The organism is Actinocorallia sp. A-T 12471 (genome assembly GCF_033875155.1).
GTDB lineage: Bacteria > Actinomycetota > Actinomycetes > Streptosporangiales > Streptosporangiaceae > Actinocorallia.
Window position 1 is genome coordinate 440,581 of the sequence record NZ_JAWZTE010000002.1, and the last position, 17,717, is coordinate 458,297.

18 protein-coding genes are annotated in these 17,717 nt (G+C 70.0%); 13 read left to right on the plus strand and 5 right to left on the minus strand.

What is annotated here, in order from left to right:
• Positions 1 to 2: 2 nt before the first annotated feature.
• From R9X44_RS07025 to R9X44_RS07035, 3 genes are all read left to right on the plus strand, one after another.
• Entirely contained in the window at positions 3 to 1,514 is a 1,512-nt protein-coding gene (locus tag R9X44_RS07025) for a glycerol-3-phosphate dehydrogenase/oxidase (RefSeq protein ID WP_319813166.1), read from the plus strand.
• A gap of 100 nt (positions 1,515 to 1,614) precedes the next feature.
• The gene (locus tag R9X44_RS07030; protein WP_319813167.1) at positions 1,615 to 2,502 is read left to right on the plus strand and encodes a sucrase ferredoxin; all 888 of its coding nucleotides are present in this window, start codon (positions 1,615 to 1,617) and stop codon (positions 2,500 to 2,502) included.
• 156 nt (positions 2,503 to 2,658) lie between these two features.
• Entirely contained in the window at positions 2,659 to 2,955 is a 297-nt protein-coding gene (locus tag R9X44_RS07035; RefSeq protein ID WP_187247343.1) for a WhiB family transcriptional regulator, read from the plus strand.
• Positions 2,956 to 3,192: 237 nt separating this feature from the next.
• Here R9X44_RS07035 and R9X44_RS07040 read toward each other — a convergent pair whose 3' ends face one another.
• Positions 3,193 to 4,122: an aryldialkylphosphatase gene (locus R9X44_RS07040; protein ID WP_319813168.1), complete on the minus strand. Its 930-nt coding sequence runs from the start codon at positions 4,120 to 4,122 to the stop codon at positions 3,193 to 3,195.
• 31 nt (positions 4,123 to 4,153) lie between these two features.
• The gene (locus R9X44_RS07045; RefSeq protein ID WP_319813169.1) at positions 4,154 to 5,110 is read right to left on the minus strand and encodes a YihY/virulence factor BrkB family protein; all 957 of its coding nucleotides are present in this window, start codon (positions 5,108 to 5,110) and stop codon (positions 4,154 to 4,156) included.
• Between the two features lie 570 nt (positions 5,111 to 5,680).
• On the opposite strand from R9X44_RS07045, the gene R9X44_RS07050 reads away from it, so the two are divergent.
• From R9X44_RS07050 to R9X44_RS07065, 4 genes are read left to right on the plus strand one after another with little or no spacing between them, the layout of a single operon-like run.
• Positions 5,681 to 7,324 (plus strand): nitrite/sulfite reductase, encoded by a 1,644-nt coding sequence (locus R9X44_RS07050; protein ID WP_319813170.1) that lies wholly within the window; start codon positions 5,681 to 5,683, stop codon positions 7,322 to 7,324.
• 6 nt (positions 7,325 to 7,330) lie between these two features.
• Positions 7,331 to 7,474: an Insertion element protein gene (locus R9X44_RS07055; protein WP_230612933.1), complete on the plus strand. Its 144-nt coding sequence runs from the start codon at positions 7,331 to 7,333 to the stop codon at positions 7,472 to 7,474.
• 35 nt (positions 7,475 to 7,509) lie between these two features.
• Positions 7,510 to 8,223, plus strand: coding sequence for a phosphoadenylyl-sulfate reductase (locus R9X44_RS07060; protein ID WP_413774921.1), 714 nt, complete (start codon positions 7,510 to 7,512; stop codon positions 8,221 to 8,223).
• Positions 8,223 to 8,981, plus strand: a complete 759-nt coding sequence (locus tag R9X44_RS07065) for a sirohydrochlorin chelatase (RefSeq protein WP_319813171.1) — start codon at positions 8,223 to 8,225, stop codon at positions 8,979 to 8,981. Before R9X44_RS07060 ends, R9X44_RS07065 begins: the two co-directional genes overlap by 1 nt.
• On the opposite strand, the gene R9X44_RS07070 is transcribed toward R9X44_RS07065, so the two are convergent.
• Entirely contained in the window at positions 8,959 to 9,549 is a 591-nt protein-coding gene (locus R9X44_RS07070; protein WP_319813172.1) for a helix-turn-helix domain-containing protein, read from the minus strand. The two genes, R9X44_RS07065 and R9X44_RS07070, sit on opposite strands and share 23 nt — an antisense overlap.
• Before the next feature lie 88 nt (positions 9,550 to 9,637).
• On the opposite strand from R9X44_RS07070, the gene R9X44_RS07075 reads away from it, so the two are divergent.
• A complete protein-coding gene (locus R9X44_RS07075; protein ID WP_319813173.1) occupies positions 9,638 to 11,155 on the plus strand; it encodes an NAD(P)/FAD-dependent oxidoreductase in 1,518 nt (505 codons plus the stop codon).
• Here the strand turns inward: R9X44_RS07075 and cynS are convergent.
• A complete protein-coding gene (gene cynS, locus R9X44_RS07080) occupies positions 11,115 to 11,558 on the minus strand; it encodes a cyanase (protein ID WP_319813174.1) in 444 nt (147 codons plus the stop codon). The genes R9X44_RS07075 and cynS overlap by 41 nt on opposite strands.
• A gap of 197 nt (positions 11,559 to 11,755) precedes the next feature.
• On the opposite strand from cynS, the gene R9X44_RS07085 reads away from it, so the two are divergent.
• From R9X44_RS07085 to R9X44_RS07105, 5 genes are read left to right on the plus strand one after another with little or no spacing between them, the layout of a single operon-like run.
• Complete coding sequence (locus tag R9X44_RS07085) at positions 11,756 to 13,033, plus strand: extracellular solute-binding protein (protein ID WP_319813175.1); 1,278 nt, start codon at positions 11,756 to 11,758, stop codon at positions 13,031 to 13,033.
• Positions 13,030 to 13,926: a sugar ABC transporter permease gene (locus R9X44_RS07090; protein ID WP_319813176.1), complete on the plus strand. Its 897-nt coding sequence runs from the start codon at positions 13,030 to 13,032 to the stop codon at positions 13,924 to 13,926. Before R9X44_RS07085 ends, R9X44_RS07090 begins: the two co-directional genes overlap by 4 nt.
• Complete coding sequence (locus tag R9X44_RS07095; RefSeq protein WP_319813177.1) at positions 13,923 to 14,738, plus strand: carbohydrate ABC transporter permease; 816 nt, start codon at positions 13,923 to 13,925, stop codon at positions 14,736 to 14,738. The genes R9X44_RS07090 and R9X44_RS07095 overlap by 4 nt, the downstream gene beginning before the upstream one ends.
• A complete protein-coding gene (locus R9X44_RS07100) occupies positions 14,735 to 16,153 on the plus strand; it encodes a beta-N-acetylhexosaminidase (protein WP_319813178.1) in 1,419 nt (472 codons plus the stop codon). Before R9X44_RS07095 ends, R9X44_RS07100 begins: the two co-directional genes overlap by 4 nt.
• Positions 16,150 to 16,869 (plus strand): GntR family transcriptional regulator, encoded by a 720-nt coding sequence (locus R9X44_RS07105; RefSeq protein WP_319813179.1) that lies wholly within the window; start codon positions 16,150 to 16,152, stop codon positions 16,867 to 16,869. The genes R9X44_RS07100 and R9X44_RS07105 overlap by 4 nt, the downstream gene beginning before the upstream one ends.
• Positions 16,870 to 16,898: 29 nt before the next feature.
• Here R9X44_RS07105 and R9X44_RS07110 read toward each other — a convergent pair whose 3' ends face one another.
• On the minus strand, positions 16,899 to 17,711 hold the full coding sequence (locus R9X44_RS07110) for a helix-turn-helix transcriptional regulator (protein WP_319813180.1): 813 nt from the start codon (positions 17,709 to 17,711) through the stop codon (positions 16,899 to 16,901).
• Positions 17,712 to 17,717: the final 6 nt, after the last annotated feature.

Consider the following 17,717-nt stretch of genomic DNA (forward strand, 5'->3'; position numbering starts at 1 on the left):
CCATGAGCACTTCACTCAACGCCGCACGACGCGTCCGCGACCTCGCCGCCGCCACCGACGAGATCGCCGACGTCCTGGTGGTCGGCCTCGGCGTCACCGGCGCGGGCGTGGCGCTCGACGCCGCCGCGCGCGGCCTGAAGGTGACCGCGATCGACGCCCACGACCTGGCGTTCGGCACGTCGCGGTGGAGTTCCAAGCTCGTCCACGGCGGCCTGCGCTACCTGGCGTCCGGCCAGGTGGACGTGGCGCGGGAGAGCGCGATCGAGCGCGGCGTCCTGATGACGCGCACCGCACCGCACCTGACCCGGCGGATGCCGTTCGTGCTGCCGCTGACCCCGCTCGTCCCGCGCCGGAACGAGCTGCTGACGTCGGTGGGCCTGCACGCGGGCGACCTGCTGCGCAGGAGCGCGGGCACGCCGCGCGGCGTGCTGCCCGGCCCGTCGCGGCTGTCGGCGGCGGCGACGCTGCGCAGCGCGCCGGTGCTGCGCGCGGCGGGCCTGCGCGGCGGCCTGCTGTCCTGGGACGGCCAGCTCCACGACGACGCCAGGCTCGTCACGGCCATCGCCCGCACGGCGGCAGGCAGGGGCGCGCGCATCCTGACCCGCTGCCGCGCGCTCGAGGTGACCGGCGAGGGCGTCAGGGTCCGCGACGAACTCACCGGCGCCGAGTACGACCTCCGCGCCCGCAAGGTCGTGAACGCGGCGGGCGTCTGGGCGGGCTCCCTCGTGCCCGGCATCACCCTGCGCCCGTCCCGTGGCACCCACCTCGTCCTCGACGGCACGCTCTTCGGCGGAATGCGGACCGGCCTGCACATCCCGATCCCCGGCACCCTCAACCGCTTCGCCCTGGTACTCCCCCAGGACGACGGACGCGTCTACGTCGGCCTCACCGACGAGCCGTCCGACGGCATCCCCGACGTCCCCGTCCCGCCGGAGTCCGACATCGGCTTCCTCCTCGACGTCCTCGGCACGGTCCTCGACGTCCAGGTACGCCGCTCCGATGTCCTGGGAGCCTTCGCGGGCCTGCGTCCCCTCCTCCAACTCGACGGCAAGGACGCCGCCGCAGGAGCCACCGCAGACATCTCCCGCAGGCACGCCGTCCTGAAGTCCCCCGACGGCGTCGTCACCATCGTCGGCGGCAAGCTCACCACCTACCGCAGGATGGCTGAGGACGCGGTGGACGCGCTCGGCCTCGCCGTCCCGCCTTCGCCGACCGCACAGATCCCCCTGGTCGGGGCCGCCTCCTTCACCGACCTCGCGCGGATCAAGGCACCGTCGCGTCTGGTCCGCAGGTACGGCGCGGAGGCCGCCCAGATGGCCGAGCTGGCCGCCGACGACCCGTCGCTGCTCGAGCCGGTGCTCACGGGGCGTCCCCAGATGCGGGTCGAGTGGGAGTGGGCGGTCAGGCATGAGGGCGCGCTGACGGCCGAGGATCTTGTGGACCGCAGGACCCGGCTCGGGCTGTCCGATTCCGACCGCGCGCGGGCGATGCCGCTGGCCAGCGGCTATTTCTGAACGAAACTTCCACGGGGCCGAGGTGTGTCACCCGGGGTGGCAGGGGAAGGACAAGTTAGGTTAGGGTGTCCTAACTATTGCCCCGGGGGAGGTTTTTCCTTTGTCACGCTCGGTCTCGTGTGAGCACTGCCCAGGAGGTCACCTGGGACAGACGCCCTGCCTGGCGAGCGCGACGACGAAGGCCAACTCCTGGCTCCTCATCGAGCACTCCGGCCCCTGGCCGCGCAAGATCGAGGAACTCGGCCTCCCGGTGATCGACCGGGCGATCGCGCACGGCGTCCGCCCGCAGTTGATCCGCCGCACCGGCCGCCGCACCCCGACGCCGCCGCTGCGCGTGTACGTCGGGTGGTCCGGGGAGGACCCGTGGCTGGAGACCCGGGTGGTCGCCGACCTCGCCGAACTCGACGATCTCGACCTCGCCGCGGTGGCGCTCGGCCGCCGTCCCGGCTTCGGCGAGCCCACCCTCGAGCCGCTTCTCCTGGTCTGCACGCACGCCAAGCGCAACGCCTGCTGCGCGCGCACGGGCGCGCCGCTCGCGCGCGGCCTGGCCGCCGGCTACGGCGACCTGGTCTGGGAGACGAGCCACGTCGGCGGCGACAGGTACGCGGCCAACCTCGTGTGCCTGCCGCACGGCATCTACTACGGGGCGCTGGACGGCGAGGCGGCGCGCGACGCCGTCGAGGCGTACCTGCGCGGCGAGGTGGTGCTGGAGAGGCTGCGCGGACGGGCGGGGATTCCCGAGCCGGCCCAGGCGGCCGAGCACTTCGTCCGGGCGCACACCGGATTGCTGGGTCTGGACCAAGTCAGGGTAATATCCGTCACCGGTACCGGCCCCTATATGACGAGGGTCACAGCCGCCGGAAACGTGTGGTCCGGCACAGTTGAACTGGTGCGCGGCCCTGGAAGCTGCGGTCACGACTGCGATGAGACGGTCCAGACATACCAAATGAGGGACCTGGCCCTTCACAGCGAGGCGGCCCTCGTGTAATCTCTGCGAGGCCCCATTCAAGGGGATGCTGCGCCGCGGGCTCACCCATCATAGGGAACACAGCGGCAACTCCGGACGTTGAAAATTCTGACGCTACCAAGCGTCGGCAACGTCTATGTCCTTATTTGCTCAGAAATCAACTGAGGTGGGTGTTTCATGGCTCAGGTACGTCGGCAGGCTAACCTCCCCCGTCCCAGCTGGGGCTGGCAGGACGCCGCCGCGTGCCGGGGGGAAGACCTTGTGCTCTTCTTCGGCCCCGACGGCGAGCGTCAGCCCGAGCGGGAGATCCGAGAGCGCAAGGCCAAGCAGGTCTGCATGGGCTGCCCCGTCCGCACGGAGTGTCTCGACTACGCCGTCTCCCGTCCGGAGAAGTACGGCACGTGGGGCGGGCTGAACGAGGACGAGCGCGCCTCCGAGCGTCGCCGTCGTATGCGCCGCGCCAACGCCGCGTAAAGATCGGCCGCCGACAACCCCGGCACCACACAGATGCGCCTCCGGCCTCGCACTTCGCGAGGCCGTTTGCGTTCCCGGCACAATGCACCGTTCCACGGTCGGTGCCGCGTGACCCAGGGAAATGCGAAAAGGCCCTCCATCGGAGGGCCTTTTGTGTTACGCGTCTCGTGGCGGCGCTCACGTTCTGACGGGACAGTTCTCCGGGACCCGGGGAAAGGGTTCGGTGTCCGCGCCGACCTACAGGCGCGAGGACAGCCAGCGGAGCGTGTTCTCCCGGGTGATCAGGTCGAGCGTGCCGTCGTCGACGCCGCAGGCGCGCAGGGCGGGGACGAACTCGGTCAGCACCGCGCCGAAGCCGGGGCCGCCGTAGTGCGCGATGTGGCTCTGCCGGGTGACGCCCGAGCCGAGCAGCAGCCGGTCGGCGTGGCCCGCCTCGATCAGCTCGAGGGCGAACTTCAGCGACGCGTCGCCGGAGTGGGCGAGGTCGCCGAACGACACGTACGCGCCGAGTTCGGCGATCTTGCGGTGCACCCCGGGGTCGGCCGCGACGTCCTGCTGGCCGACGGCGATCCGCTCGGGGGCGACGCCCATCTCCATCAGGATCTCCAGCTGGGCGAGCCCGGGCCGTCCGTAGGTGGCGACGGGAAGCGACGTCTCCAGGGCGGCCAGGGCCGCGCCCTTCAGCGCCTTCTCCTCCCCCGGCGTGGGGGTCTCGCCCCAGAAGCCGACCTCGCCGATGACGCCGGGCAGGACGCTGGTGCCGTCCATGCCGAAGCCGATCTCGGCGATCAGCCGCTCGGCGATCTGCTCGTGGTCCATGTCGGCCATGGCGAGCGGGTGGAACGGGTCGGTGAAGTAGCCGGTGGAGGCGACGACCGCGACCCGGCTCGCGGCGGAGATCCGCGCGAGGGCGGAGGCGTCGCGGCCCATGCCGAGGCAGGTCAGTTCGACGACCAGGCCGAGCTCATGCTCCTTGCGCAGCGCGGTCAGCTCGGCGGCGACGTGGAGCTCCTCGTCGAGCCAGCGGTGCGGGTCGGAGTCCGCGCGGACCGGCCAGCGCAGGTCGAGCCGCAGGTGTTCGCGGGACAGGACGCGTCCGGTGAGCGCGGAGAGCTGAGCGGGGCCCGTGACCGTGCGGATACGGGCGTCTACGTTGAGGGCCGTCATAAAAAGCTAGGCTAAGCGAACTTTGCCGGGATTAGTGATTGACGCCCGAATTCTTTACCAATGCCGCGGCGCGTGCCCTTGAGGTGCTCACACTCGGCCAGAGCTTGTCGACCTCGGCGTTCAGGCACGCCCCCACCAGGACGGCGAAGGCGGTGACATACAGCCAGGCCATGAAGGCGATCGGGGCCGTCAGGGACGCGCTCACCGACACCCCGCTGACCGTCCCGGAAAGGTAGATCCGCAAAAGGACGCTGCCGCCGACCCAGAACGCCATCGCCACCACCGCGCCGGGCATCTCGCGCCACCACGCGGTGCGCACCGGAACGCTCAGGTGATAGAGCAACGACAGGAAAAGGATCAATACGACGACGGTGAAAGGCCAGTAACACCACGACAGCACCCGCGCGCTCGCCGGGATCGTGTTCCGCACGAGGGCCGGGCCGATGATCATGAACGGGATCACCAGCACCGCGACGAACAGCCCGACGATGTACAGCAGGAACGCCTGGAGCCTGGTCCGGATGACCCCTCGGACGCCGTCGAGCCCGTAGGTGATGGTGATGGTGTCGACGTAGACGCTCATCGCGCGCGAGCCCGCCCACAGGCAGATGACGAAGCCGACCGAGATGATCGCGATCTTCTCGCCCTGCACCACGTCGTCCACCAGCGGGACGATGACGCTGTCGACCGCCGGTTCGGTGAGGAACGCGCGCGACTTCTCGATGATCCAGCCGCTGATCTCGTTGACCGTCTCCGCGCCGAGCAGCCCGCGCAGGTGGCCGACGCTGGAGATCAGCCCGAGCACCAGCGGCGGCAGCGACAGCAGCGCCCAGAAGGCCGCCTCGGCGGCGAGCCCGGTGATCCGGTAGTTGAAGGCGGTGACCGTCGTGCCGCGCACCAGCAGCCACAGCACCCGCCCCAGCGCGGCGGCGCGGCGGGCGGGCGGTGCTGCGGGGGACTCCACCACCCGCGGGACGGCTGACGTCACGGACAACACCGTAGGGGGTCGCGTACCTGGATCATTCGCTCTCGCCCCAACTGGTGAGTTCGTGCCGCGGGTTCCTGGAGGTCGACGGTCTATGATGTCCGACACACTGCTGTGGTATCGGACACTCGTCACGATAGGTGACACTGAAGCATGATCTGCCTCCAGTGCCGAAACCGTCACCACGAGGACTGCCCCGGTGGAACCTGGTGCGACTGCCAGCACCAGCCGCCGTCCGAACCGGTGGACGAACCACCCCTGAACTGGGTCAGGCAGGGGTGAAGTTGATCTCCCGTGCCTGTCCACATGCCGGACGCGGCTGGACAATGGCCGCTACCGCGTGTCAAAGTCATGGCATGACTGCTGCCATCGACCCGTTGCTGGTGACGCGCCGGCACGTGGACTTCCTCCGGGTCCGCAGCGCCATCTGTCGGTAACGCCCAGACCACGCCCGACGACTTTTCCGGGCCCGTGGCTTACCGGCGACCTCGTTTATCGCTCACTGCCGAGCACGTCCCCGGTCCCGCCATGCGGTCCTCCGCTTAGACACACGACCTCTGGGAGACGCGCGCCGTGCCACCCCGTAAGCGTGGTGAGGGCCAGTGGGCCCTCGGATACCGCGAGCCGCTGAACAAGAACGAAGAGAGCAAGAAGAACGACGACCCGCTCAACGTGGGAAGTCGGATCATCGACATCTACGCCAAGCGCGGCTTCGACTCGATCGACCCGGCCGACCTGCGCGGCAGGTTCCGGTGGTACGGGCTGTACACCCAGCGCAAGCCGGGCATCGACGGCGGAAAGACGGGCCTTCTTGAGGAGGAGGAGCTCGACGACCGCTACTTCATGATGCGGGTGCGCATCGACGGCGGCCAGCTCGACGCCGCCCAGCTGCGGGTGCTGGCCGACATCTCCAACGACTACGCGCGCGGCACCGCCGACATCACCGACCGGCAGAACATCCAGTACCACTGGATCGCCATCGAGGACGTCCCGGCGATCTGGGAGAAGCTGCACAGCGTCGGCCTGTCCACGATGACGGCCTGCGGCGACTCCCCGCGCGTCATCATCGGCTGCCCGCTCGCCGGGATCGCCGAGGACGAGATCATCGACGGCCAGCCGCAGATCGACGACATCACCAGCAGGTACCTGGGCTCCAAGGAGTTCTCGAACCTGCCGCGCAAGTTCAAGTCGGCGATCTCCGGGTGCTCCTCGCACTGCACGGTCCACGAGATCAACGACATCGCGTTCGTCGGCGTCGTCAACGAGGCGGGCGAGACCGGCTACGACCTGTTCGTCGGCGGCGGCCTGTCCACGAACCCGATGTTCGCCAAGCGGCTCGGCGTGTTCGTCAAGCCCGAGCTGGTGCACGAGGTGTGGAAGGGCGTCATCTCGGTCTTCCGCGACTACGGCTACCGCCGCCTGCGCCACCGCGCCCGCATCAAGTTCCTGATCAACGACTGGGGCGCGGAGAAGTTCCGCCAGGTCCTGCAGGACGAGTACCTGGGCTACGCGCTGCCCGACGGCCCGCCGCCCGCGCCGCCCAAGGCGCAGCGCGACCACGTCGGCATCCACCGGCAGCAGGACGGCAACTACTACGTCGGCTTCGCGCCGCGCGTCGGCCGGACCAACGGCGACAAGCTGCACGTCATCGCCGACCTCGCCGAGAAGTACGGCTCGGGCCGCACCCGGACGACCGCCGAGCAGAAGATGGTCATCCTCGACGTGCCCGAGGCCAACACCGAGGCGCTGGCCGCCGAGCTCGAGTCGCACGACCTGCGGGTGCGTCCGTCGGTGTTCCGCCGCCAGACCATGGCCTGCACCGGCATCGAGTACTGCAAGCTGGCGATCGTGGAGACCAAGCAGCGCGCCATGGACCTCATGGACGAGCTGGAGAAGCGCCTCCCCGACTTCGACCAGCCGCTGACGATCAACGTCAACGGCTGCCCGAACGCCTGCGCCCGCATCCAGGTCGCCGACATCGGCCTCAAGGGCCAGCTCGTCCTTGACGAGGACGGCAACCAGGTCGAGGGCTTCCAGATCCACCTCGGCGGCGAGCTCGGCACCACCTTCGGCAAGAAGGTGCGCGGCCTGAAGACCACGTCCGCCGGGCTCACCGACTACGTCGAGCGGGTCGTGCGCAAGTACGACGCGCAGCGCGCCGAGGGCGAGAAGTTCGCCCAGTGGGTGCAGCGCGCCGCCGACGCCGACCTGCAGTAGGCGGGAATGAGCGAGCGAGCGGCCCCGTTCTACTGCCCGTACTGCGGTGACGAAGATCTTGTTCCCTACGAGGGGGACGGGACCTGGCACTGCCGGGCCTGTGCCCGCAAGTTCCGTTTGAGCTTCCTCGGGATTGGAGCCCCCCGGTGACGGTGTTGGACACGGCCAAGTTGGACCCTGCCAAGGTGGATCCGGCGCGGCTCGACGTTCGCCCCTCCCTTTCCCTGGAGGACATCGTCGACTCGGCCGCCGCCGCGCTCGCCGACGCCTCCGCGCTGGAGATCGTCCGCTGGGCGTCGGCGACGTTCGGCGACCGGATCTGTCTGACGTCGTCGATGTCGGACGCGGCGCTGATCCATCTCGTGTCGAAGGTCCGTCCCGGGGTCGACGTGCTGTTCGTGGACACCGGCTACCACTTCGTGGAGACGATCGGGACCCGCGACGCCGTCGAGGCGGTCTACCCGGTGAACGTCATCAACGTGACGTCGCAGCGGACCGTCGCCGAGCAGGACAGGGACCTCGGGCCGCGGCTGTACGGGCGCAACCCCGACCTGTGCTGCCACCTGCGCAAGGTCGAGCCGCTCGGCCGCGCGCTCGAGGGCTACATGGCGTGGTTCACCGGGGTGCGCGCGGACGAGACCCGCTCGCGCAAGGACATGAAGGTCGTCGAGTGGGACCGGCGGCGGCAGATGGTCAAGGTCAACCCGATCCTGAACTGGACCGAGGACGACGTCGACAACTACATCGCCGACAACGGAATCCTCGTCAACCCGCTGCACTACGACGGCTACCCGTCGATCGGCTGCGAGCCGTGCACGTCACGGGTCGAGCCTGGCGCGGACCCGCGTAGCGGCCGCTGGTCGGGGCTCGGCAAGGTCGAATGCGGCATTCATCTTTGATGAGAAGAACGCCGGGGCCGCCGCTCGTCGCGGTCGCGCACGGGTCACGTGACCCGCGGGCGACCGCGACCGTGGAGTCCCTTCTCGACCTCGTGCGCGCGCGGGGCGTGAACGTCAGGACCTCCTACCTCGACCACGCTCCGCCGTCGCCGGTGCACGTGCTGGAAGGCGTGCACTCGGCGGTGGTGCTGCCGCTGCTGCTCACCGCGGCCTATCACAGCAAGATCGACATTCCGGGCGTGCTGGAGACGGCTCGGCGGCGCAACCGCCGGCTGTCGGTGCGGGTCACCGGGACGCTCGGGCCGCATCCGCTGATGTTCGGGGCGCTCGAGCGGCGGCTCGCCGAGGTCGGCGTGACGCCGTCGCCGGACACCGCAGTGGTGCTGGTCGCGGCGGGCTCGTCCGATCCGTCGGCCAACGCGGTGATCGCGGGGATGGCGGAGACCTGGCGGGAGCGCGGGTGGTGGGACGTGCGCGCCGCCTACGCCTCGGCCACGACGCCGACCCCTTCGGACGCCGTCAGCGCGCTGTACGAGGCCGGAGCGCCGAGGGTTGTGGTCGCCTCGTACTTCCTCGCGCCCGGGTACTTCGCCGACAAGGTCCGCACCGCGGCCGAGGAGGCCGGGGCGTACGCGGTGTCGCCGGTGCTCGGCGCGGCTCCCGAGCTGGCCGAGATCGTCGTGCAGCGGTACCGGGCGGCGCTGACGCGTCCCGCGTCGGGCGTGCGGCCCGTGCTCAGCGGGCGAGCAGGAGCCTGATCAGGTCGCCGAGCGGCCTCGGCGACAGTTCCGGATCGACGGCTCTGCGCAGTCCGAGCCCTATGCCAAGGCCCAGGATGGTCTCTGCGAGTTCGTCCACCGGGAGGGGCAGGTCCCTCGGGGTGCGGCGGAGTTCGGCGCGCAGCAGGTCGGCCAGCGCGCGGGCGGCCTGTCTGCCTCCCTCGGCGACGCGGGCGCGCGCCTCGGGGGCCGAGCGCGCGGCGTGGATGGCGAACTCGGCTTCGAGCAGGGTCCAGCCGGGGTCGCCGACGGTGGTCTCGGCCCAGGCGTCGAACGCGCGGAGGTGCTCGGTGAGGGAGCCCTCGGCGAGGAACAGCGCGGCGATGGCGGCGACGTGTTCGCCGCGCACCTGCGCGATGACCTCCTCGCACAGCGCGTCCTTGGTGGCGAAGTTGCTGTAGACCGCGCCCTTGGAGAACCCCGCCGCGTCGGCGACCTTCTCCAGGCTCGTCGCGTGGTAGCCGTCGCGCAGGAAAAGTTCGCGCGCGGTGCGGAGCAGCAGGTCACGGGTGCGCGCCTGGCTTTCGGCGCGGCTCAGCCTCGACATAGATACCAATGGTATCCAGATACCCATTGACACATCAAATGCGCGCTACCTACCGTCGGTATCCGGATTCCCTCGGAAGGAGCGGCTCGTGGACCCCGTGGACTTTGCGGTCGTCGCGGTCGGGGCCGGGTTCTCCGGCCTCTGCGTCGGGATCAAGCTGCGCGAGGCGGGCGTCGAGGACTTCGCGATCCTCGACGCGGCCGACGGCGTCGGCGGCGTGTGGCGGCACAACACGTACCCGGGGGTGGCCGTGGACATCCCGTCGGCGACCTACAGCTACTCGTTCGAGCCGAACCCCGGGTGGAGCCGTGCGTTCGCGCCCGGCAGGGAACTGCTCGCCTACGCCGAGCACGTCGCGGACAAGTACCGGCTGCGGTCGAAGCTGCGGCTCGGCGTTTTTGTGGAGCGCGCGGACTTCGACGAGGCGCACGACATGTGGCGGCTGACGACGAGCGCGGGCGAGGTGACGTGCCGGTTCCTCGTGGGCGCGGTCGGGCCGCTCGACCAGCCAAAGACGCCCGACATTCCGGGTATCGAGGACTTCGCCGGGAAGATCGTGCACACCGCGCGGTGGGACCACACCCATGACGTGGCGGGCGAGCGGGTGGCCGTCATCGGGACCGGGGCGTCCGGGCTCCAGGTGATCCCGCACCTTGCCGAACGTGCCGCGCACCTCGACGTGTACCAGCGGACGCCGATCTGGGTGTTCCCCAAGCTCGACTTCGCGATCCCGCCCGTGGTGCGCGGAATGCTGCGGGTCGTTCCCGGGCTGCAACGGCTCGTGCGCCTGGTGACGACGGCGCTCACCGAGGCGATCTTCGTGCTCGGGGTCATCCACCACCGGCGGATGCCGTTCCTGTCGGCGCTGATCGAGCGGGTGTGCCGGGCGCACCTGCGGCGTCAGGTGCGCGACCCGGAGACCAGGAAGAAGCTGACGCCCTCGTACGGGTTCGGGTGCAAGCGCCCCTCGTTCTCGAACTCCTACCTCGCGGCGTACAACCGCGATGACGTCGAGCTCGTCACCACGCCGATCGAGCGGATCACCGCGACCGGGATCGTCACCGCCGACGGCGTGGAGCGGAAGATCGACACGCTCGTCCTCGCCACCGGGTTCAAGATCCTCGAACTCGGCGCGACGCCGGCGTTCCCCGTCCACGGGCTCGACGGGATCGAGCTCGGCGCGTTCTGGGACGCGCACAGGTACCAGAACTACGAGGGCGTCGCCTCGCCGCAGACGCCGAACTTCTGGCTCATGAACGGGCCGTACTCGGTGTCCGGCGCGTCATGGTTCACCATGATCGAGACCGGGACGCGGCACATCGTCCGGTGCGTCACCGAGGCGCGGCGGCGCGGCGCGACCCGGATGACGGTCAAACAGGGCCCGCACGACGCCTACACCGAGCGGATGCGCGCGGGCATCGCGGGCACGATCTTCGCCCGTCCGGTGTGCGCGGGGAGCAACTCCTACTACTTCGACAGGCACGGCGACGTCCCCTACATCCGTGCCCAGTCCGGCCCCGCACTGTGGTGGGCGTCTGGCCACTTCGACCTCGACGACTACGCCTTCACCACTTCCGGTACGGCTCGAAGCGCCCGTCGAGGGTGACGCGCACGCGGTCGCCGGCCGGGTCGGCGACCCGTTCGATGTCGAGGCGGAAGTCGGTCGAGCTCATCAGCCCGTCGCCGAACTCCTCGCAGATGATCGACTTCAGCGTGGTCCCGTAGACCTGCACGATCTCGTGGAACCGGTGGATGAGCGGGTCGGTCGGCACCCCGGCGGGCAGCGACCCCTTGTCCGCAGGGGACTGCAGCGCCCGCGCGACGTCGATGTCGAGGCCGAGCAGGTCGACCACCGCGTCGGCCTCGGCCATGCTCATCTGCTGCTGTCCGAGCAGCGCCGAGGTCGTCCACACCGTGTGCTGGTCCACGGCCTCCGCGATCTCCGAGAACGTCAGCCCCTTACGCGCCTTCGCCTCGAGGATCAACTCCATGGCCCGCATCTTGTCCATGATCGCAAGGTACCGACCCCCGGATTTCATCCGCATGAAAACTGCGTCACGCGTGACCACGGTGAGCCCGGACCTCCGCATAGTTGACCAGTGGTCATCAAGTGGCTAGCTGAAATCGGGTCTTGACCTAACCAGTGGTCAGGTGGGAGGGTGCGGGGCAATCCCCCCTTACCCCCCTAATGACCGGAGGTTCGCTGATGCGGCGGCAGGTCCTTGGCGCTGTTCTTGCCTCAGTGGTGGCTGTCGTGGCCACCGGATGCGGTGGAGACGACGACGCCACGAACAACGAGGCCCGGACGATCACCGTCTGGATGATGGAAGGCGACCTGTCCGACCAGGCGGTCGCGGCGATCGGCACGAAGTTCACCGAGGCGACCGGGGCGTCGGTCGACCTGCAGATCCAGCAGTGGGACGAGATCAACACCAAGATCTCGACCGCGCTCGCGCAGAACGACCCGCCGGACGTCGTCGCGATCGGCAACACCAACGTGCCGCTGTTCGCCGCGAGCGGCGGCCTGCTCGACATCACCGACAAGCAGAGCGACCTTTCCGCCGGGCAGACCTGGCTGCCGGGCCTGGCCGGACCCGCGACCGTCGACGGCAAGCTGTACGCCGCGCCGCTGTTCGCCGGGAACCGGGCCGTCGTCTACAACAAGAAGATCTGGGCCGACGCGGGCGTCACCGCGCCGCCGAAGACGTTCGCCGAGCTCAAGACCGCGCTCGACAAGATCAAGGCAAAGAACACCGCGAAGGACTTCTCGCCCTTCTACCTGCCGGGCCAGTACTGGTTCGGCGCGGTCCAGTTCCTCTGGGACGCCGGCGGCCAGCTCGCGGTCAAGAACGGCGACGCCTGGGCGGGCGGCCTGTCCTCGCCGGAGTCCATCAAGGGGCTCACCGCGTGGAAGGACTTCCAGAACGCCTACTCGGTGCCCGCGTCGCGCAACGTCGGCAACCGCGCGCCCGACCAGGCGGCGCTGTTCGCCGACGGGAAGGTCGGCGCGATCGTCGACTCCAGCATCAAGACGATCCTGAAGAACAAGCCCGAGCTCGAGGGCGACATCGGGACGTTCCCGTTCCCGTCGCTCGAAGGCGACGGCACCCAGCCGGTGTTCCTCGGCGGGACCGACCTGGCGATCCCCGTCAAGAGCAAGGACGCCGACCTGGCCCTCGAGTACCTGAAGGCCGCGACGAGCCCCGAGGTGCAGAAGGAGGCGATCGTCGGCCTCGACGGGTGGACCCCGGTCTCCACCGAGCTGATCGCCGAGGTCTCCGGGACGCTCCCGGAAACCTCGCAGGCGTTCGTCAAGGCCGCCCAGAACAGCGTCGCCACCCCGGCGACGGCCGGATGGGCGACGATCGAGACCGACCAGTCGCTGTCCACCTTCTTCGCCGACATCGCGACCGGCCGCAAGACCGTCGCGGACGCGGCGAAGGACTTCGACGCGCACCTCGCCCAGGCGCTCAACGCCTCATGACCGTGTCGTTCCGACGACGCCCGGCCCGTGGTGGGCCGGGCGTCCCCTATCTGCTGCTCGCCCCGGCGGCCGCGCTGTTCGCGCTGATCCTCGGCTATCCGCTGGTGAAGCTGCTGATCCTGTCGTTCCAGGACTTCGGGTTGCGCGCGCTGTTCACCGGGACCGCCGAGTGGGTGGGCCTCGCCAACTACCGCGACCTCGCCTCGTCGGAGTTCTTCCCTGCGCTGCTGCGCACCGTGCTGTTCTGCGGCGCGCTCGTCGCGGGGACGCTCGGGATCGGCCTCGGCGTCGCGCTGCTCATGGGACGGCTCGGCAAGCGGATGCGCGGCGCCGTCACGTTCGTGCTCATCACCGCGTGGGCCGTGCCGAACGTCGCGGCGACGCTGATCTGGCAGTGGCTGTTCCAGCCGCTGTACGGGGTGGTGAACTGGGCGCTCGGCGCGGGCCAGCACGACTGGCTGGCCACGCCCCTGTCGGCGTTCGGGATCGTGTGGCTGCTCGTCGTCTGGCAGTCCGTGCCGTTCGTCGCGCTGACCCTGTACGCGGGCCTGTCGCAGATCCCGCGCGCCTACTACGAGGCGGCCGCGATCGACGGGGCGGGGCCGCTGGCGTCGTTCCGCGCGATCACGCTGCCGTTCCTGCGGCCGATCCTGCTGCTGGTGACGATCTTGTCGGTGATCTGGGACTTCAACGTGTTCAACCAGCTGTGGATTCTCACGCGCGGCGGCCCGCAGGGCGGGACCACGACGCTGAGCGTGCTGTCGTTCACCGAGGCGTTCAGCTCCAACGCCTACGGGCGGGGCGCGGCGATCGCCGTCGTCTCGGTGGTGCTGCTGATGGGGCTGACCGCGTACTACGTGCGGCGGCTCGTGCGCGCAGGGGAGGAACTGTGAAGAGGTTCCTGCTCAACGGGACCGCCGTGGTCTTCTGCGTCGTCTGGGCGTTCCCCGTCTACTGGATGGTGAACACCGCGTTCAAGCCGTACGGGGACATCCTCGACGAGACCCCTGACTTCCTGCCGTGGCCGCTCAGCTTCGACAACTTCATCTCGGCGCTGAACAAACCGCACTTCTGGGACTACCTGGCCAACAGCCTGATCGTCGCGGTGTCGGTGGTCTCGGTGTCGATCGTGGTGGCGTTCCTCGCGGCGACCGCGCTCACCAGGTTCCGGTTCCTCGGCCGGCGCGGGTTCCTGCTCGGCGTGATCTTCGTGCAGATGATCCCGCAGCCCGCCCTGGTCATCCCGCTGTTCCTCGGGATGAAGAGCCTCAACCTGCTCGACAGCCCGGTCGGCCTCTCGCTCACCTATGTGGCGTTCGTCCTTCCGTTCACGATCTGGACGCTGCGCGGGTTCATGCACGGCATCCCCGTCGAGCTGGAGGAGGCCGCGATGGTCGACGGGGCGGGGCGCGCGACGGTCATGCGCAAGGTGCTGCTGCCGCTGGTCATGCCGGGGCTCATCGCGACGAGCGTCTTCGCGTTCATCACCGCCTGGAACGACTACATCTACGCCTACGTGATGATGCAGGACCAGGCCAACTACACGCTGCCGCTCTGGCTCGTGTCCTTCTCCTCGAACACCGGCACCGACTACGGCGGGCTCATCGCGGGCTCGACGCTGTTCACGCTGCCTGTCGTCGTCTTCTTCCTGCTGATCCAACGGCGTCTCGTCGCCGGTATGACCTCGGGGGCGGTCAAAGGATGATCAACCTGGTTCCTCTTCCCGGCGAACTGCGCGAACTGCCCGGTTCGCTGGCGCTCGACGGCGTCACCGTCACGGGCGACGCGCGCACCGCGGGGCTCCTCACCGGATACTTCGGGCACGGCCCGACCCCTGTGCGGCTCACCCTCGACCCCGCGATCCCGGACGGCGACGGCTACCGGCTCGCCGTGGGCCCGTCGGGGATCGAGGTGACGGCGGCGCGGCGCTCCGGGCTCGCGTTCGGCGTCCAGACCCTTAGGCAGCTCAGGACCGACAACGGGCGCGTCCCGCACGTCGAGATCACCGACACACCAAGGTACGCGTGGCGCGGCGCGCTCCTCGACGTCGCCAGGCACCACATGCCGCTGGAGTTCCTGTACCGGTTCGTGGACCAGCTCGCGTTCCACAAGCTGAACGTGCTGCACCTGCACCTCACCGACGACCAGGGCTGGCGGATCGAGATCGACGGGTACCCCAGGCTGACCGAGGTCGGCGCGTGGCGGACCGAGAGCATGGTCGGCCGGGCCGGGTCGACCGCCTTCGACGGGACCCCGCACGGCGGCTACTACACCCAGGCCGAGCTCGCCGAACTCGTCGCGTTCGCCGACGTGCGCGGGGTGCGGATCGTGCCGGAGATCGAGATGCCGGGGCACGCGATGGCCGCGCTGGCCGCCTACCCCGAGCTCGGCAACGACGCGGCGCGGCCGCTTCCGGTCTGGACGGGCTGGGGCATCAGCGAGCACGTCTTCGGCGTCCAGGACGAGACGCTCGAGTTCTGCCGCGAGGTGTTGCGCCAGGTGATGAAGGTCTTTCCTTCGCGTGACATCCACCTGGGCGGCGACGAGTGCCCGACCCGGCAGTGGGAGAACAGCGCGGCGGCCCGCGAGCGCGCGGCCTCGCTCGGCCTGGCCAGGCCCGCCGAGCTGCACGGGTGGTTCCTCGGGGAGATCGCCGGGTTCCTCGCCGAGCACGGGCGCAGGGCGGTCTGCTGGGACGAGGCGGCCCACTCCGCCTCACCGCCGCCGCCCGGCGCGGCCGTGATGGCGTGGCGCGATCCCGTCCACGCGGCCGACGCCGCAGCGCGCGGTCACGAGGTGATCATGACCCCGTACCGGTGGACCTATCTGGACTACCCTCAGACCGGCAGCCCGCACGAACCCCTCGGCCAGGAAGGGGCGATCATCACTCTCGCCGACGTCTACCGGTTCGAGCCAGGACCCGTCCTCGGCGCACAGGCCCAGCTGTGGACTGAGTTCGCGGCGACCCCCGCCGAGGTGGAGTACCTCGCCTACCCGAGGCTGTGCGCGTTGGCCGAGACCGCCTGGTCGGACCTGCCGAAGGACTTCGCGGGGTTCACCGCGCGGCTGCGGCCGCACCTCGCGCGGCTCGGCGTCGCGCACGGGGAGGTCCCGGCGTGAGCGGGCTCAAGCGCGACAGGGTGCGCGACTATCTCCTCGACCTCATCGAGCAGCACGCGCCGGGCACCCCGCTGCCGTCCGAGCGCGACCTCGCGCAGGAACTCGGCGTCTCGCGGCCGACGCTGCGGGCGGCGGTGGAGGACCTGACGCAGGCCGGTCTGCTCGTCCGGCAGCACGGGCGCGGCACGTTCACCAGCCCGAACAAGGTCAACCAGCAGCTGTCGGGCACCTCGACCAACGCGTTCGCCGTCCCGCCCGCCGAGGGCACCTGGCTGAGCGCGGTGCTGGAGTTCGAGACCTTCCCGGCGGGGGCGGCGATGGGCAGCAAGCTCCAGTTGTCCCCGTCCGAGCCGGTGCTGCGCATCGTGCGGCTGCGCACGGTCGACGGCGAGCCCATCTCGATAGAGCGCATCCACGTGCCGCACGACCTCGTGCGGGGTCTTGAGGCGGCCGACATGGAGCAGGGGAACTTCTACCACCTGCTGCGGACCCGCTTCGGCGTCACGGTCTCCGACGCCGTCCAGACGATCGAGCCGACGGTCACCGACCCCGAGGAGTCGAGCCACCTCGCCGTCCCGCTGCACGCCCCGGCGCTGCTCGTGGAACGGACGACGCGGGACACCACCGCGCGCCTCGTGGAGTTCACCCGGTCGATCTACCGGGGCGACAGGTACCGGATCACCTCACACCTGAAGTTCGATCCGGCGTCCGGCTGAGGACCGCCCTCCCTGCTCGCCCCGCTCGCTCATGAGGCGTTGAGCGAGGCGAGGAGGGCGAGGGCGTCGGCCGTGCGGGAGGCGGGCTCGGCGTGCAGGAGCATCACCTCGATGCCGACGGTCCCGACCACGAGGAACTTCTCCACGAGCAGTTCCAGCGGGCCGACCTGGGGATGTCTGATCCGGAAGGTCACCTCCTGGGCGGAGCGCACGTCGTGCCGCGCCCACAGCTGACGGAACCGCTCGCTCTTCAGCGAAAGCTCGCCGATCAGCGCGTGCAGCCGCTCGTCGTCGCTGTCCGAGCCGATCTGGGCGCGCAGATGGGCCACCGCGACGGCGGTGTACTCGTCCCAGTCTTCGGCGAAGCCGTGCGCCGCGTGGTCGGTGAACAGCACGCGCAGCCGGTTCAGGCCCGGCGCCATGTCCGGGGACAGCGCCCTGGCCAGCGGGTTGGCGGCGAGCACGTCGCTGTACTTGTTGACGGCGAGGGCAGGCACGTTGAGGGTGCCGAGCAGCATCTCGAGCCCCCGGGGCAGGCGCTCGTCCGGCGCGCCGACGCTGCGCCGCGGCCTCGGCTGGGCCAGCGACGTCAGATACGCGGTGCCCTCCGCGTCGAGGCGCAGGACCCCGGCGAGCGCGTCGATCACCTGCGCCGACGGGTTGCGGTCGCGGCCCTGCTCGAGCCGCAGGTAGTACTCGACGCTGATCCCGGCGAGCATGGCCACTTCCTCGCGGCGCAGGCCCGGGACCCGGCGCATGCCGTGTCCGGGGGGCAGGCCGACGTCGGCGGGGCTCACCCGCTCGCGCCGCGCGCGCAGGAAGTCTCCCAGGGCGTTGTCCACCCGAAC

Excerpts from the sequence above, each read along its gene's own strand:
- cynS (WP_319813174.1), bottom strand. The coding sequence starts at position 11,558 with ATGGACAAGATGCGGGCCATGGAGTTGATCCTCGAGGCGAAGGCGCGT.
- R9X44_RS07100 (WP_319813178.1), top strand. The coding sequence starts at position 14,735 with ATGATCAACCTGGTTCCTCTTCCCGGCGAACTGCGCGAACTGCCCGGT.
- R9X44_RS07085 (WP_319813175.1), top strand. The coding sequence starts at position 11,756 with ATGCGGCGGCAGGTCCTTGGCGCTGTTCTTGCCTCAGTGGTGGCTGTC.
- R9X44_RS07040 (WP_319813168.1), bottom strand. The coding sequence starts at position 4,122 with ATGACGGCCCTCAACGTAGACGCCCGTATCCGCACGGTCACGGGCCCC.
- R9X44_RS07065 (WP_319813171.1), top strand. The coding sequence starts at position 8,223 with ATGAGAAGAACGCCGGGGCCGCCGCTCGTCGCGGTCGCGCACGGGTCA.
- R9X44_RS07090 (WP_319813176.1), top strand. The coding sequence starts at position 13,030 with ATGACCGTGTCGTTCCGACGACGCCCGGCCCGTGGTGGGCCGGGCGTC.
- R9X44_RS07035 (WP_187247343.1), top strand. The coding sequence starts at position 2,659 with ATGGCTCAGGTACGTCGGCAGGCTAACCTCCCCCGTCCCAGCTGGGGC.
- R9X44_RS07055 (WP_230612933.1), top strand. The coding sequence starts at position 7,331 with ATGAGCGAGCGAGCGGCCCCGTTCTACTGCCCGTACTGCGGTGACGAA.
- R9X44_RS07070 (WP_319813172.1), bottom strand. The coding sequence starts at position 9,549 with ATGTCGAGGCTGAGCCGCGCCGAAAGCCAGGCGCGCACCCGTGACCTG.
- R9X44_RS07025 (WP_319813166.1), top strand. The coding sequence starts at position 3 with ATGAGCACTTCACTCAACGCCGCACGACGCGTCCGCGACCTCGCCGCC.